Origin of the sequence: Amycolatopsis lurida, from assembly GCF_900105055.1 — a bacterium.
Taxonomy (GTDB): domain Bacteria; phylum Actinomycetota; class Actinomycetes; order Mycobacteriales; family Pseudonocardiaceae; genus Amycolatopsis; species Amycolatopsis lurida.
Map to the genome: position 1 here is coordinate 1903655 of NZ_FNTA01000004.1, position 13331 is coordinate 1916985.

11 protein-coding genes are annotated in these 13331 nt (G+C 68.7%); 5 read left to right on the forward strand and 6 right to left on the reverse strand.

What is annotated here, in order from left to right; translation table 11 throughout:
• Nucleotides 1-55 precede the first annotated feature (55 nt).
• Both BLW75_RS14065 and BLW75_RS14070 read left to right on the forward strand, forming a co-directional pair.
• Nucleotides 56-685 (forward strand): class I SAM-dependent methyltransferase, encoded by a 630-nt coding sequence (locus BLW75_RS14065; RefSeq protein ID WP_091597577.1) that lies wholly within the window; start codon nucleotides 56-58, stop codon nucleotides 683-685.
• A 107-nt stretch (nucleotides 686-792) separates the two neighbouring features.
• Nucleotides 793-1668: an SGNH/GDSL hydrolase family protein gene (locus tag BLW75_RS14070; protein WP_034314023.1), complete on the forward strand. Its 876-nt coding sequence runs from the start codon at nucleotides 793-795 to the stop codon at nucleotides 1666-1668.
• A 51-nt stretch (nucleotides 1669-1719) separates the two neighbouring features.
• Here BLW75_RS14070 and BLW75_RS14075 read toward each other — a convergent pair whose 3' ends face one another.
• Nucleotides 1720-4353 (reverse strand): valine--tRNA ligase, encoded by a 2634-nt coding sequence (locus tag BLW75_RS14075; RefSeq protein WP_034314020.1) that lies wholly within the window; start codon nucleotides 4351-4353, stop codon nucleotides 1720-1722.
• Between the two features lie 123 nt (nucleotides 4354-4476).
• Here BLW75_RS14075 and BLW75_RS14080 point away from each other — a divergent pair, with 123 nt between their 5' ends.
• Both BLW75_RS14080 and BLW75_RS14085 read left to right on the forward strand, forming a co-directional pair.
• Nucleotides 4477-4797 carry a hypothetical protein gene (locus BLW75_RS14080; protein WP_034314019.1) on the forward strand — a complete coding sequence of 107 codons (321 nt, stop codon included), beginning with the start codon at nucleotides 4477-4479 and terminating at the stop codon, nucleotides 4795-4797.
• Between the two features lie 43 nt (nucleotides 4798-4840).
• Nucleotides 4841-7147 (forward strand): FdhF/YdeP family oxidoreductase, encoded by a 2307-nt coding sequence (locus tag BLW75_RS14085; RefSeq protein ID WP_034314017.1) that lies wholly within the window; start codon nucleotides 4841-4843, stop codon nucleotides 7145-7147.
• Between the two features lie 3 nt (nucleotides 7148-7150).
• On the opposite strand, the gene BLW75_RS14090 is transcribed toward BLW75_RS14085, so the two are convergent.
• The 4 genes from BLW75_RS14090 to BLW75_RS14100 are packed head-to-tail and all read right to left on the reverse strand — an operon-like array spanning nucleotide 7151 to nucleotide 10846.
• Nucleotides 7151-8554: an LCP family protein gene (locus BLW75_RS14090; RefSeq protein ID WP_034314015.1), complete on the reverse strand. Its 1404-nt coding sequence runs from the start codon at nucleotides 8552-8554 to the stop codon at nucleotides 7151-7153.
• A 48-nt stretch (nucleotides 8555-8602) separates the two neighbouring features.
• Nucleotides 8603-9346 carry an SDR family NAD(P)-dependent oxidoreductase gene (locus BLW75_RS14095; RefSeq protein ID WP_198935757.1) on the reverse strand — a complete coding sequence of 248 codons (744 nt, stop codon included), beginning with the start codon at nucleotides 9344-9346 and terminating at the stop codon, nucleotides 8603-8605.
• 13 nt (nucleotides 9347-9359) lie between these two features.
• Nucleotides 9360-9488, reverse strand: coding sequence for an MFS transporter small subunit (locus BLW75_RS43940; protein WP_277814971.1), 129 nt, complete (start codon nucleotides 9486-9488; stop codon nucleotides 9360-9362).
• Nucleotides 9485-10846: an L-lactate MFS transporter gene (locus BLW75_RS14100; RefSeq protein WP_034314012.1), complete on the reverse strand. Its 1362-nt coding sequence runs from the start codon at nucleotides 10844-10846 to the stop codon at nucleotides 9485-9487. Before BLW75_RS14100 ends, BLW75_RS43940 begins: the two co-directional genes overlap by 4 nt.
• A 101-nt stretch (nucleotides 10847-10947) precedes the next feature.
• Between BLW75_RS14100 and fdhD the strand changes: the two genes are divergently transcribed.
• Entirely contained in the window at nucleotides 10948-11781 is an 834-nt protein-coding gene (gene fdhD, locus BLW75_RS14105) for a formate dehydrogenase accessory sulfurtransferase FdhD (RefSeq protein ID WP_034314009.1), read from the forward strand.
• Nucleotides 11782-11850: 69 nt separating this feature from the next.
• Here the strand turns inward: fdhD and BLW75_RS14110 are convergent, their stop codons facing one another.
• A complete protein-coding gene (locus BLW75_RS14110; protein ID WP_034314007.1) occupies nucleotides 11851-13287 on the reverse strand; it encodes a carotenoid oxygenase family protein in 1437 nt (478 codons plus the stop codon).
• Nucleotides 13288-13331 lie beyond the last annotated feature (44 nt).

Sequence of the window (13331 nt, forward strand, 5' to 3'; positions counted from 1 at the left end):
CCCTTGCTACCTGTCGGACCGAGTCTACGTGCGGCTTTCCTGGCACTCTCGACGCATGGGGTTCAACCACAACGACCACTACCACCCGCTCCTGCTCGACCAGCTGCCTCCCGGCCCCGGCGTGGCGCTGGACGTGGGCTGCGGCGGCGGACGGTTCGCGCGGCGACTCGCGGCGACCGGGATGCACGTCGAGGCGATCGACCGGTCCGGCCCGATGATCGAGCTCGCCGGTGCCGCCGGTTCGCCGGGGCCCGGCACGATCTCGTACCGGCAGGCCGACGTCGTCACCGAAAAGCTGCCGGAGGAGGCGTACGACTTCATCTCCTGCCTCGCGTCGCTCCACCATGTGCCGTTCGACACGGTCACGAAGCTGCGTGACGCGCTGGTCCCGGGCGGTGTGCTGGCCGTGCTCGGCCTCGGCAGGCCCAGCACGTTCGCCGACTACGCGCGGGCCCTCGTGGCCTCACCGGTCAACGCCGTGGCCAGAGTGGTCGTGTACGCGGGCGAGCGGCTCAACGGCGGGGCCGATCCGCTGCCGACGGCGCCGATCGTGGAGACCTACCCGCCGATGAACCGGATCCGGCGCGACGCGGCCAGGCTGTTGCCGGGGAGCAAGGTCCGGACCCTGCTCTTCTACCGTTATCTCCTCGTCTACCGGAGGCCGGAAGACGACCACCCGATTTGACACCCCAAGCGGGTGAAACCGGCGCTCGACCACCCGATCGGCGGCGCCGACAGGAGCGGATCCGGTTCATTTTTGAGAGGCCATCCAGTCCGGAGATCGGGGTCCTCATGCGCTACAGACGCGTCCTGTTCGCGGCCGTCTCGACCGTCGTCCTGCTGATCGCCTCCGCCACGGCGGCCACCGCCGCCACGCGGTCCTACCGGAATTACGTCGCGCTGGGTGATTCCTACACCTCCGGGCCGCTCATCCCGCTCCCCCGCCTCGACCCGCTCTTCTGCGGCAAGTCGACGCAGAACTATCCGTCGATCCTCGCCGCGGCGCTGCGGGTCCGTTCCTTCACCGACATCAGCTGCGGTGGCGCCGACACCACCAACATGACGCAGCGGCAGAACGTGACCCTCGGCAGCAACCCGCCCCAGTTCAGCGCCCTGCGCTCGAACACCGACCTGGTCACGGTCGGGATCGGCGGCAACGATTACGGCGTCTTCGGCACGCTGGTCGGCACCTGCCCGTCACTGCGCGCGAGCGATCCCACCGGGAACCCGTGCCAGGACCGGTTCACCGTGGACGGCGTCGACACCATCAAGGCCAAGATCGCCGACACCGGCAAGAACGTCGAGAAGGTGCTGGCCGGGATCCACGCCCGCTCGCCGCGCGCCGACGTGCTCGTCGTCGGCTACCCGCGGATCGCGCCGGAATCCGGCTACTGCCCCAAGATCCTGCCCTTCGCCGAGGGCGACTACGCGTGGCTCAACGACGTCGAGAAGGCGCTGAACTCGGCGATCGAGAAAGCCGTCGCCGCCGATGGCAAATCGACCTTCGTGGACACCTTCGGACCGTCGGCCGGGCACGACGCCTGCGCGAAGAACGGTGCCGCCTGGATCAACGGGCAGCACACGAAACTGCTCGCCGCCGCGGCGTACCACCCCTACCGCACCGGGATGGCAGGCGTGGCCGGAGTGGTCCTCCGTCACCTCCGTTGAAAGCCTCGTGAGTGGTAAGGACGGTTCTAACCGTCCTTACCACTCACGAGCTCAGGAGGCGGGAAGCGTCGCCAACCGGGCGTTGATGCGCTCGATATCCGCGACCGCGGTCTCCTTGCGGGCCCGGATCTTGCCGATCACCGGCTCCGGCGCCTTGTCGATGAAGGCCTGGTTGCCGAGCTTGGCCTCGGCCTGCGCCAGTTCCTTCTCCGCCGCGCCGAGGTCCTTCTGCAGGCGCTTGCGCTCGGCGGCGACGTCGATCGTGCCGGACAGGTCCAGCTCGACGGTGACGACACCGGCCGACAGGCCGACTTCGAGCGACGCGCTCGGCGCGAAGCCGTCTTCAGGCTGGGTGAGCCGGACCAGCGCGCGAATCGGCTCGTCGTGCCCGGTGATCTCGGCGAATCCGTCACCGGACAGCCGCGCGGCCACCTTCTGGCTGGGCTTGAGGCCCTGGTCCGCGCGGAACCGGCGGACCTCGGTCACCAGCTTCTGCACGTCCGCGATCCGCTTGTCCGCCACGGCGTCGGCGTACGACGCGTCGGCCACCGGCCACGGGGCGACGACCAGCGAGTCGCGGCCGGTCAGCGCCGTCCACAGCTTCTCGGTGATGAACGGGATGAACGGGTGCAGCAGCTTCAGCACCGTGTCGAACACGTGCCCCAGCACCGCGCGCGTCGCCGTCACGCGGGCCTCGTCGCCCTGGAAGACCTGGACCTTCGACAGCTCCAAGTACCAGTCGCACAGCTCGGTCCAGGTGAACTGGTAGAGCGTGTCGGTGGCCTTCGCGAACTGGTAGTCCGCCAGGTAGCCGGTGACCTCGTCGACGACGTTGCCGAGCCTGCCGAGGATCCAGCGGTCGGCCTCGGTGAGCTCGGCCGCGGGGGGCAACGGGGCGTTCGCGTCCGCGCCGTTCATCATCGCGAACTTGGTGGCGTTCCAGAGCTTCGTGGTGAAGTTCCGGGAGCCCGCGACCCACTCCTCGCCGATCGGCACGTCCGTGCCCGGGTTGGCGCCCCGCGTGAGGGTGAACCGCAGCGCGTCGGTGCCGTACTTGTCCATCCATTCGATGGGGTCGACGCCGTTGCCCGCGGTCTTCGACATCTTCTTGCCGAACTGGTCGCGGACCATGCCGTGCAGCGCGATGGTCTTGAACGGCGCCTCGCCGGTGGCGTAGAGACCGAACATCATCATCCGGACGACCCAGAAGAACAGGATGTCGTAGCCGGTGACCAGCACCGACGTCGGATAGAACTTGTTCAGGTCCGGGGTCTTCTCCGGCCACCCGAGGGTGGAGAACGGCCACAGGCCCGACGAGAACCAGGTGTCGAGGACGTCCGGGTCCTGGGTCCAGCCCTCACCCGAAGGCGGCTCCTCGTCCGGTCCGACGCAGACAACCTCGTCGTTCGGGCCGTACCAGACCGGGATGCGGTGGCCCCACCACAGCTGGCGCGAGATGCACCAGTCGTGCAGGTTGTCGACCCAGTCGAAGTAGCGCTTCTCCATCTCCGGCGGGTGGACGTTCACCCGGCCGTCGCGCACCGCGTCGCCGGCGGCCTTCGCGAGCGGGCCGACCTTGACGAACCACTGCAGCGAAAGCCGCGGCTCGATCGGCTCCTTGGACCGCTCGGAGTGCCCGACGCTGTGCAGGTACGGACGCTTCTCCGCGATGATGCGGCCCTGCTCGCGCAGCTTCTCCCGCACCGCGACACGGGCCTCGAAGCGGTCCATGCCGTCGAACTCGGTGCCGGTGCCGTCGATGCGGCCCTGCTCGTCCATGATCGTGATCATCGGCAGGTCGTGCCGCTGGCCGATCTCGAAGTCGTTCGGGTCGTGCGCGGGGGTCACCTTGACCGCACCGGTGCCGAACTCCGGGTCGACGTGCTTGTCCGCGACGATCGGGATCTTGCGCCCGGTCAGCGGAAGCTCGACCTCGGTGCCGATGAGGTGCGTGTAGCGCTCGTCGTCCGGGTGGACCGCGACGGCGGTGTCGCCGAGCATCGTCTCCATCCGGGTGGTGGCCACGACGATCGCGTTCTCGCCGTCGCCGTAGCGCATCGAGACGAGCTCGCCCTCGACCTCTTCGTGCTTCACCTCGGCGTCGGACAGCACTGACCGCAGCTCCGGCGACCAGTTGACCAGCCGTTCGGCGCGGTAGATCAGGCCGTCGTCGTAGAGCTTCTTGAAGATCGTGTTGACGGCCTTGGACAGGCCGTCGTCCATGGTGAACCGCTCCCGGGTCCAGTCCACGCCCTCGCCGAGGCGCTTCATCTGGGCGAGGATCTTGCCGCCGTGCTCGTTCTTCCACTGCCAGACGCGCTCCACGAAGGCCTCGCGGCCGAGCTCGCGGCGGCTGGTGCCCTCGGCGCGGAGCTGCTTCTCGACCAGCGCGTGGACCGCGATGCTCGCGTGGTCCATGCCCGGCAGGTACAGCGTCTCGTCGCCGAGCATGCGGTGGTAGCGGGTGATGGCGTCGATCAGGGTGTGCTCGAACGCGTGCCCGATGTGCAGCGAACCGGTCACGTTCGGGGGCGGGATGACTACCGTGAACGGCGGCTTGTCCGACGTGGGGTCGGCCGTGAAGTAGCCGGCGTCTACCCAACGCTGGTAGAGCGAGGCTTCTTCGTCGGCCGGGTTCCAGGTACCCGGAAGGTCGGTCTGCTGCTGCTGGGCGTTCTCGGTCACAGTTGACAAGTCTACGAACCCCCTCTAACGAGTTCCTCACCGGCCGTAACGCCGCGGCGGTCCGGGTAAGGTGGCCGGTGGAATTCGGCGGCGAAACACGACCACCCGGGGGACACGAGCCAGATGGACGAAGAAGACCGGCGGATCGAGACCCACCCGGACCTGGTGGACCCGAACTGGCAGAAGCACGCGGAGCTGGACGCCTGGCTGGGCGCGAAGAAGGAACTCAAGAAGAAGCGCCGCAAGGAGCGCAAGGCGGCCTCCGGTGGTGGCTACTCCGCGCCCGGGTCGAGCCGGTGGCCGGGCGTCGCCGCGATCGTCGGCCTGATCGTGCTGGTCGTGGCCGCGGTGACGGTGAACGCGGTGCAGGAACGCGGCGTCAACGAGACACCCTGGTTCCCGCTGGACGAAACGCAGATCGGCCGGCTCGTCTCCGGCGCCTGACCCCTCGGTCGCGCGCGGGAGCGGTAAGGCGCACGATGGGGTCATGACCCGCGACGCACCCGCGAACGACGTTGACGAGACACAGCTCGAGGTCGGGAAACCGAAGAGCTGGGCGGCCGGGATCCCCGGGGTCGCCGTCTCCCTGATGCGCGGCATGGAACAGATGGGCGCCGCACGCACGGTGAAGACGCTGCGCCTGCTGAACCAGCGCGACGGCTTCGACTGTCCCGGGTGCGCCTGGCCCGAGCCGCGCGAGGTCGACGGCGAGCACCGCAAACTCGCCGAGTTCTGTGAGAACGGTGCGAAGGCCGTCGCCGAGGAGGCGACGAAGCGCCGCGTCGGCCGCGAGTTCTTCGCCGCGCATTCGCTTCAAGAGCTGGCGGAGAAGACGGACTTCTGGCTCGGCCAGCAGGGCCGCATCACCGAGCCGTTCGTACTGCGCGAAGGCGCGACGCATTACGAGCCGATCTCCTGGGACGACGCGTTCACGCTGGTGGCGGACGAGCTTCGCGCGCTGCAGGACCCGAACGAGGCGATCTTCTACACCTCCGGCCGCACCAGCAACGAGGCCGCGTTCCTCTACCAGCTGCTCGTGCGCTCCTTCGGCACCAACAACCTCCCCGACTGCTCCAACATGTGCCACGAATCGTCCGGCGCGGCGCTCGCGGCCACGACCGGCATCGGCAAGGGTTCGGTGTCGCTCGCCGACATCCACAAGGCGGACCTGATCGTGGTGGTCGGCCAGAACCCCGGCACCAACCATCCGCGCATGCTGTCCGCGCTGGAGGAGGCCAAGGGCAACGGCGCGAAGATCATGGCCGTCAACCCGCTGCCCGAAGCCGGTCTGATGCGGTTCAAGAACCCGCAGAACGTCCGCGGCGTGGTCGGCAAGGGCACCCCGCTGGCCGACGAGTTCGCGCAGATCCGGCTCGGTGGCGACCTCGCGCTGTTCCAGGCGATCGGTCATCTGCTGCTGAAGTGGGAAGAGGAGACGCCCGGCACGATCGTCGACCGCGCGTTCGTCGAGTCGTCCACCGAGGGGTTCGAGGATTACGCGAAGCATCTGCGGGAGATCAACTGGACCGAGGTCGGCGCCGCGACCGGGCTGCAGCGCGAGCAGATCGAGCGGCTGGCGCGGATGATCGCGACGTCGAAGCGGACCATCTACTGCTGGGCGATGGGGCTGACCCAGCACAAGCACGCCGTGCAGACGATCTCCGAGATCGCGAACCTGGCGCTGGTGCGCGGCATGATCGGCGAACCGGGCGCGGGTCTGTGCCCGGTTCGCGGGCACTCCAACGTCCAGGGCGACCGGACGATGGGCATCTGGGAGAAGATGCCGGAGTCCTTTATGGACAGTCTCGACGCCGAGTTCGGCATCAAGGTCCCGCGAGACCACGGGTATGACACCGTCGCCGCGATCCGCGCGATGCGGGACGGCAAGGGCAAGGTCTTCTTCGCCGTCGGCGGCAACTTCGCTTCCGCCACCCCGGACACGGAGCTGACCGAGAAGGCGCTCAAGTCCTGCTCGCTGACCGCGCACGTGTCGACGAAGCTCAACCGCTCGCACGTCGTCCCCGGCAGGACCGCGCTGATCCTGCCCACCCTCGGCCGCACGGAACGCGACGTCCAGGCGGGCGGCGAACAGTTCGTCACCGTCGAGGACTCGATGTCGCAGGTGCACACCTCACGCGGCAGGCTGGCCCCGGCCAGTGAGCACCTGCTCTCCGAGGTCGCCATCGTCTGCCATCTCGCGGAGGCCCTGCTCGGTGCCGGGCACGCCGTGCCGTGGCGGGACTTCCACGCCGACTACGACCTCATCCGCGACCGGATCGCCCGCGTCGTCCCCGGCTGCCACGACTACAACGCCCGGGTGCGCGAGCCCGACGGTTTCGTCCTGCCGCACGCGCCGCGCGATTCCCGGCAGTTCAACGGGACCGCCAACGGCAAGGCGAACTTCACCGTCTCCGAACTCGAGTATCCCGAGGTGCCCGAAGGCAGGCTGCTGCTGCAGACGATGCGCAGCCACGACCAGTACAACACCACGATCTACGGCCTTTCCGACCGTTATCGCGGCATCGAGGACGCGCGGCGCGTCGTGCTGGTGAACCCCGAGGACCTGGTCTCGCTCGGGCTCGCCGACGGCGCGATGGTCGACCTGGTCTCGGAATGGCGGGACGGCGACCGCCGGGCTCCGCGGTTCCGGGTGGTCTCCTACCCGACGGCGAAGGGCTGCGCCGCGGCGTACTTCCCCGAAGCGAACGCGTTGGTGCCGCTGGATTCGGTGGCGGACAAGTCGAACACGCCGGTGTCGAAGGCGATCGTGGTACGGCTGGAGCCGCTGGGCTGACCCTCAGTTGATACACCCGGTGTCGGCGGAGGTGATGGGCTGGTCGGTCCGGGCGACGGCCGCCCCGCCACCCGAGGACACGCCCGGTCCCTTGTAGACCTGGCCGAGGACGACCTGTACATGTCCCGCCACGACGGAATCGGCCTTCTGGGTTTCCAGCCCGCCGAGCAGCTTCGCGATCTCCGTGGCGGGCCCGGACGCGTCGCTGTACCGGACGACGGAGGTCCGCCGTCCGGTCTCGGCCGTCGTCTCGCCCTTGCCGAATCCCTTCTCCGCCAACAGATCCGAAACGCGAGCGGCAAGACCGTCCTTGCCGCTCGCGTTGACGACGTCGACCTTGGGCCCGGCGGGCGCCTGCGGCGTCGCGGGCTGGGCGCCGATCAGGGACGCGGCGAAAGCGCGAACCTGGGCGGGGTCCACCTGCACGGCGGTCCAGCTCGGCTGCTTGGGGTTGTAGCGATAATCGGGGTTGACGATGGGGATCGTGTCGAAGGCGATACCGCCGCCCGTGACGCCCTGCATCTGCCGGACGAAGTCGAGCAGGTTCCACGAGCCGTCGAGCACGACCGAACGTTTCACCGCGTCGATCAGTTCGGAGACACGGGCCGGGTTGGCGAGCGTCCCGGCGGAGAGCACCTGCTTCGCGAGCCCGGCGAGGAACACCTGCTGACGACGTACGCGGTCGAGGTCGCTGCGAGGCAGATCCTCCCGCTGGCGGACGAAGGCCAGCGCGTCGGCGCCCTGGATCGTCTGCTTCCCCGCCGGGAAGTCCGCCCCGGACTTGCGATCCTTGGTCGCCCTGTTCAAGCACACCTCGACCCCGCCGACGGCCTTGCTGATGTCGTAGAAACTCTGCAAGTTGACCTCGGCGAAGTGATCGATCTTGACGCCGGTGAGGTCCTCGACCGCCTTCAAGGTCGCCTTCCGCGCGGCCGTGATCGCCACCTTGTCGATCTCAGCCTTGTCGGTCTTGCCCGCCGCGCGCTGCGCGTTCGCCGAAGCGAACTTGGCGTGACCGAAGATTCCGTTGATCTTGGTCTTGTCCTTCGTCCCCGGCTCCGTGACCCAGGAGTCGCGCGGGATCGAAAAGGCCTTCACGGCCTTCTGGCCGTTGGGGATACGGAGCACGATGAGCGTGTCGGTCAGGTCGTCGCCGTTCGCGCCCACCCGCAGCTCACGCAGCATCTCCGGGGGCAGCGGCTTGCCGTTCTCGTCGGTCCGCGAATCGCGGCCGACCAGGAGGATGTCGAGCGAGCCGTCGGCGGGCTGCTCTCCCGGGTCCGGCATCTCGATCACGTCTTCTCGGGCGATGCCGTCGAGCGACTCCAGCGTCGTGTATCCGTACGCGGTCCCGCCGAACACCGCCACCGCCAGCGCGGCGACCAGGACCTTCCCCAGCTTGTGCACGTTCCTAAGACGCACGGGGGGCCATCAGTGCTGCATTCGTGATCCAGTTCACATCCGCAGGTACGAGGCACCGTTCAGGTCGAGGATCGCGCCGGACGCCCACGCGGCGTCGCCGGAAGCGAGGTAGAGCACCGCCGCCGCGACCTCCTCCGGCGTGCCGACCCGGCCGAACGGGCTCTCGCCGCGCGCGCCTTCGACCTTCGCCGCGACGCGGTCCGTCGCGGTGAAGCCGGGCGCGACGGTGGTCACGGCGATCCCGTGCGGAGCGAGAGCGACGGCGAGCGACTGCCCCAGCGAGTGCAGCGCGGCCTTGCTCGCGCCGTACGCCGGAAACTCGGGCTCACCCTTGAAGGCACCTCGCGAGCCGATGTTGACCACCCGGCCCGCCGCGCCGCGCTCGATCATGTGCCGGGTCACGCAGTAGGTCACGTTGGCGGTGCCGAGCACGTTGACGTCGAGCATCCGCCGCCAGACCCGCTGCCAGTCCTCATAGGACACTTCGGCGACGGGATGGGCCGACGACGCGGACGGCGCGAAGGCGGCGTTGTTCACCAGGACGTCGATGCCGTCCACCAGCGCTTCGGCCTCGTCGGCGACCCGCTGCGCCACCTCGGGATCCGACAGGTCGCCCTGGATCAGCCCGTGGCCGGAACCGGGCAAGTCACCGAGCGTCCGCTCGGCGTCCTCCCGCTTCGAGGCGTAGTGGACGGCGACTCGGTCACCCTTTTCCGCGAAGGCGCGGGCGATCGCACGGCCGATACCGCGCGACGCCCCGGTGATCAGAACTCCCACGCCCCGACCTTACTCAGCCGCCGAAGAGCTGGACGACCTTCCGGAACAGTTCGTAGACGCCGTAGGCGAACGGAAGCGCGACCCACAGCCAGGCGAGGACCATCAGCCCGGTGCGGCGGCGTACGGGTGCCTGGTCGGTCATCGGGCCTCACTCCTCGCGGGCTCACCGGACGACGCCGGCTCGTGGTACTTCGGGTCGACCGGGCGCACCAGTTCGTTGGCGACGAAACCGACCACCAGGAGGCCGATCATGATGAACAGCGACGTCGTGTAGAGGTCGGGGCCGACCTTGCCCGCCGCCTTCTGGCTGTCGGAGATGGCGTTGACGATGAGCGGCCCGAGCACCCCGGCCATCGACCACGCGGTCAGCAGCCTGCCGTGGATCGCGCCCACCTGGTAGGTGCCGAAGAGGTCCTTCAGATACGCGGGCACGGTCGCGAAGCCGCCGCCATAGAACGACAGGATCAGCATGGCGCACAGGACGAACACGAGCTTCGACGCGTTGGTGGTCAGCGCGATCACCAGGTACAGCAGTGCGCCGGCGCCGAGGTAGAGCCGGTAGATGTTCTTGCGCCCCACCAGGTCCGAAGTGGACGACCAGACGAACCGGCCGAGCATGTTGGTCAGCGAGAGCAACGCGACGAACCCGGCCGCGGCGGCGGTGCCGACCGGGGTCGAGGTCTCGCGGAAGAAGTCCGCGATCATCGGCGACGCCTTCTCCAGGATGCCGATGCCCGCGGTCACGTTGAAGCACAGGACCACCCAGAGCAGCCAGAACTGCGGCGTCCGGAGGGCGTTGCGCGCCGACACGTTCGCGGTGGTGATCATCGCGTTGCCGTGGTCGGGCTTCGGTTCCCAGCCCGCGGGCTTCCAGCCGTCGGCGGGCACCCGCACCAGCAGGATGCCGAGGGTCATGAAGACCGCGTAGACCAGGCCGTGCACGAGGAAGGCCGTCGCGACGGTCCCGATGGACCACGGCGCCGCGCCCAGCATCTGCGAAGACCACGGGGAGGCGATCAGCGCGCCGCCGCCGAAGCCCATGATCGCGATCCCGGTGGCCATCCCCGGCCGGTCCGGGAACCATTTGATCAGCGTCGACACCGGTGAGATGTAGCCGATCCCGAGCCCGATGCCGCCGATCCCGCCCCAGCCGAGGACGACGAGCCAGTACTGCGACGTCGCCACGCCGAGCGCGGACAGCAGGAAGCCCGAACTGAAACAGACCATCGAGACGAACATCGCCCAGCGCGGCCCGTTGCGTTCGACCAGCGTCCCGCCGAACGCCGCCGACAGCCCGAGCATCACGATGCCGAGCTGGAACGGCAGAGCGCTCTCCGTGCCGCTGAGCCCGAGGGTCTTCTCCAGCGGCGGTTTGAAGACGCTCCACGCGTACGCCTGACCGATCGACAGGTGGACGGCCAGCGCGGCGGGTGGCACCAGCCAGCGGCTCCAGCCCGGTGCTGCGACGATGCGGGAACGGTCCAGGAAGCCGACAGCCATCCGGCGCCTCCGTACTCTGAGGATGTGCACTGGGAATGTATTACTTAATTCCCGACGTTGCAGTACTCGAGTGTCGAATAACCGGCCAGAAGGGTGGACAAGTGGGCAGGGTGACGGTGCGGCGTCCGGTGCGGAAGATCTCCGCGACGAAGGACGTGCGGCGGCCCGACGTGCTCGCGGCCGAAGAACCGCTGGAGATCCGGGTCGGCGGCAAGGCACTCGCGGTCACCATGCGGACACCCGGCAACGACGTGGAACTGGCGCACGGGTTCCTGCTGTCGGAGGGTGTGCTCGCCTCGCGCGAGGACATCGCGGTCGCGCGCTACTGCGACGGCGTCGACGACCAGGGCCGCAACACCTACAACGTCCTGGACATCGCGCTGGCCGAAGGGGTCGCTCCGCCGGATACCGGTGTCGAGCGGAACTTCTACACCACGTCCTCGTGCGGCGTCTGCGGCAAGGCCGCACTCGACGCGGTGAAGCTGAAAAGCCGGTTTTCGCCGGAGAAGTCCGAGTTCGCGGTGAGCACCGACGTGCTGTCGAAGCTCCCGGACACGCTTCGCGCGCACCAGAAGGTGTTCTCCAGCACTGGCGGGCTGCACGCGGCCGCCCTGTTCGACGGTGATGGGAACCTCGCCGTCGTCCGCGAGGACGTCGGCAGGCACAACGCCGTCGACAAGGTCCTCGGCTGGGCGCTGCAGGAAGGCCGGATCCCCGCGTCGGACGTCGGGCTGCTGGTGTCCGGCCGCGCCTCGTTCGAACTGGTGCAGAAGGCCGCCATGGCCGGGATCGGCCTGCTGGCGGCGGTTTCCGCGCCGTCGTCGCTGGCCGCGGAACTGGCCGACGAGAACGGCATGACCCTCATCGGCTTCCTCCGCGGCGACAGCATGAACCTGTACAGCGGGGAACAGCGGGTGCTCGACCTCGGGGGCTGAAGGACGCTTTCCCCGCGTCTCATGAGACGAAAGCGTCCTTCACCGCGTGGCATGCGGTGAAGGACGCTTTCAGCCCTCCGCGCCCACCCAGTTGCCGTGGAAACCGTTCGGTACCCGGTCCGGCAGGTGCACGGCTCCGACGGTCTCCAGCGTCCCCGCGTCCAAAATGGTCAGATCGCTCTTCTGCGTCGCGGCGTCGTAGACGAAGCCCATCAGCACCCCCTCGTCCTCCCCCGCGTCCACAGAGGACGGAACGAAGACGAACTCCCCCACCTGGCTGCCCGCACCGAATTCCCGTGAAGCCACCGACCGGTTCCACAGATCGTGCTTCAGCAGCGCGCCCGAGGACGCGGATCCGTCCCTTGTGGACACCGAGTAGCCGAAGCGGTGCCGCCGTCCGACCAGGCGCTCGTCGACGCGCGGGAACTCCTGCCCCTGGTCGTCGAGACGTTCTTCGACGACCTTGCCGACGGTCAGGTCGATGGTCCAGCGGTCCAGGGTCGGCGGCCCCTCGGCGGGTCCGAGCAGCTCCGTGTCGAACATCTTCGGGTGCCGGACGACGTCCAGCACGATGTCGTCGCCGTCGTCGTAGGCGTTCATCGGGTGGAAGACGTAGCACGGCTCGATCTCGAACCAGCGGACGTCACCGTTGCCGCCCTCCCGCGGCATGACCCCGATCCGCGCCGGGTACTTCGGGTTCCACCGGTACGGCAGGCCCGCGTTGCCCGAGATCCGCTGGCGCAGCTTCGCCCCGAAGGGATCCGGCACCTTCACCTTCCCCACCAGCGCGGACATCACGAGCCGCGCGGGCGTGCGCAGAACCGACGGGACCGACGCGGCGACGGCCCGGTCGTTGTCGAAGGTGACCGGGAGGTCGTAGAACACGACGTGCTTCTCGGTCAGGGAGAAGTCGTGCATCATCGGCGAGCCGGTGACCTCGACGTCGACCGTGCGGCGCGCCCGGCCACGCGCGTCGATCACCGAGTACTGGACCTTGTTGCCCGAGCCGAAGAAGTACGACACGGCGTGCAGCTCACCGGTCTCCGGATCGCGCTTCGGGTGGGCGGTGTAGCCGCCCGGAAGCGTGCCGTCGAAGTCGCAGGCGCCGACGGTGTCGAGTTCGTCGGTCAACTCGAAGCTCGTGGCGCCGCCCTCGATCAGCGCGAGGGTCTTGCCCGCGTGGCCGATCACGTTCGTGTTGGCCCCCAAAGACGCGGCCGTCCCGCCGTCCCACCTCTCGCCCAGCTCCGCGGACAGCCGCGGGTTGCGCACCCAGCGGTTGCGGTACCACTCGGCGCGGCCGTCCCGCAGCCGGACGCCGTGCACCATGCCGTCGCCCATGAACCAGTGGTAGGTCGCCGGGTCCACTTCGGACAGCGGGTTCGGCCCGTTCCGCAGGTAGCGCCCGTCCAGGTACTCCGGGATGCGCCCGGTGACGGACAGTTCGGTGATCGTGTGCTCACGGCTGACCGGGGCGAAGTTGCCCTCGAGGAACTTGTTGCCCATCACTGGCCCCCTACCGGCGGAATAACGATGTTATGCACTCATTT

Bases quoted from the DNA above. Each gene is read 5' to 3' on its own strand.
- BLW75_RS14065 (WP_091597577.1), top strand. From the start codon at position 56: ATGGGGTTCAACCACAACGACCACTACCACCCGCTCCTGCTCGACCAG.
- BLW75_RS14070 (WP_034314023.1), top strand. From the start codon at position 793: ATGCGCTACAGACGCGTCCTGTTCGCGGCCGTCTCGACCGTCGTCCTG.
- BLW75_RS14080 (WP_034314019.1), top strand. From the start codon at position 4,477: ATGGACGAAGAAGACCGGCGGATCGAGACCCACCCGGACCTGGTGGAC.
- BLW75_RS14085 (WP_034314017.1), top strand. From the start codon at position 4,841: ATGACCCGCGACGCACCCGCGAACGACGTTGACGAGACACAGCTCGAG.
- BLW75_RS43940 (WP_277814971.1), bottom strand. From the start codon at position 9,488: ATGACCGACCAGGCACCCGTACGCCGCCGCACCGGGCTGATGGTCCTC.
- BLW75_RS14100 (WP_034314012.1), bottom strand. From the start codon at position 10,846: ATGGCTGTCGGCTTCCTGGACCGTTCCCGCATCGTCGCAGCACCGGGC.
- BLW75_RS14110 (WP_034314007.1), bottom strand. From the start codon at position 13,287: ATGGGCAACAAGTTCCTCGAGGGCAACTTCGCCCCGGTCAGCCGTGAG.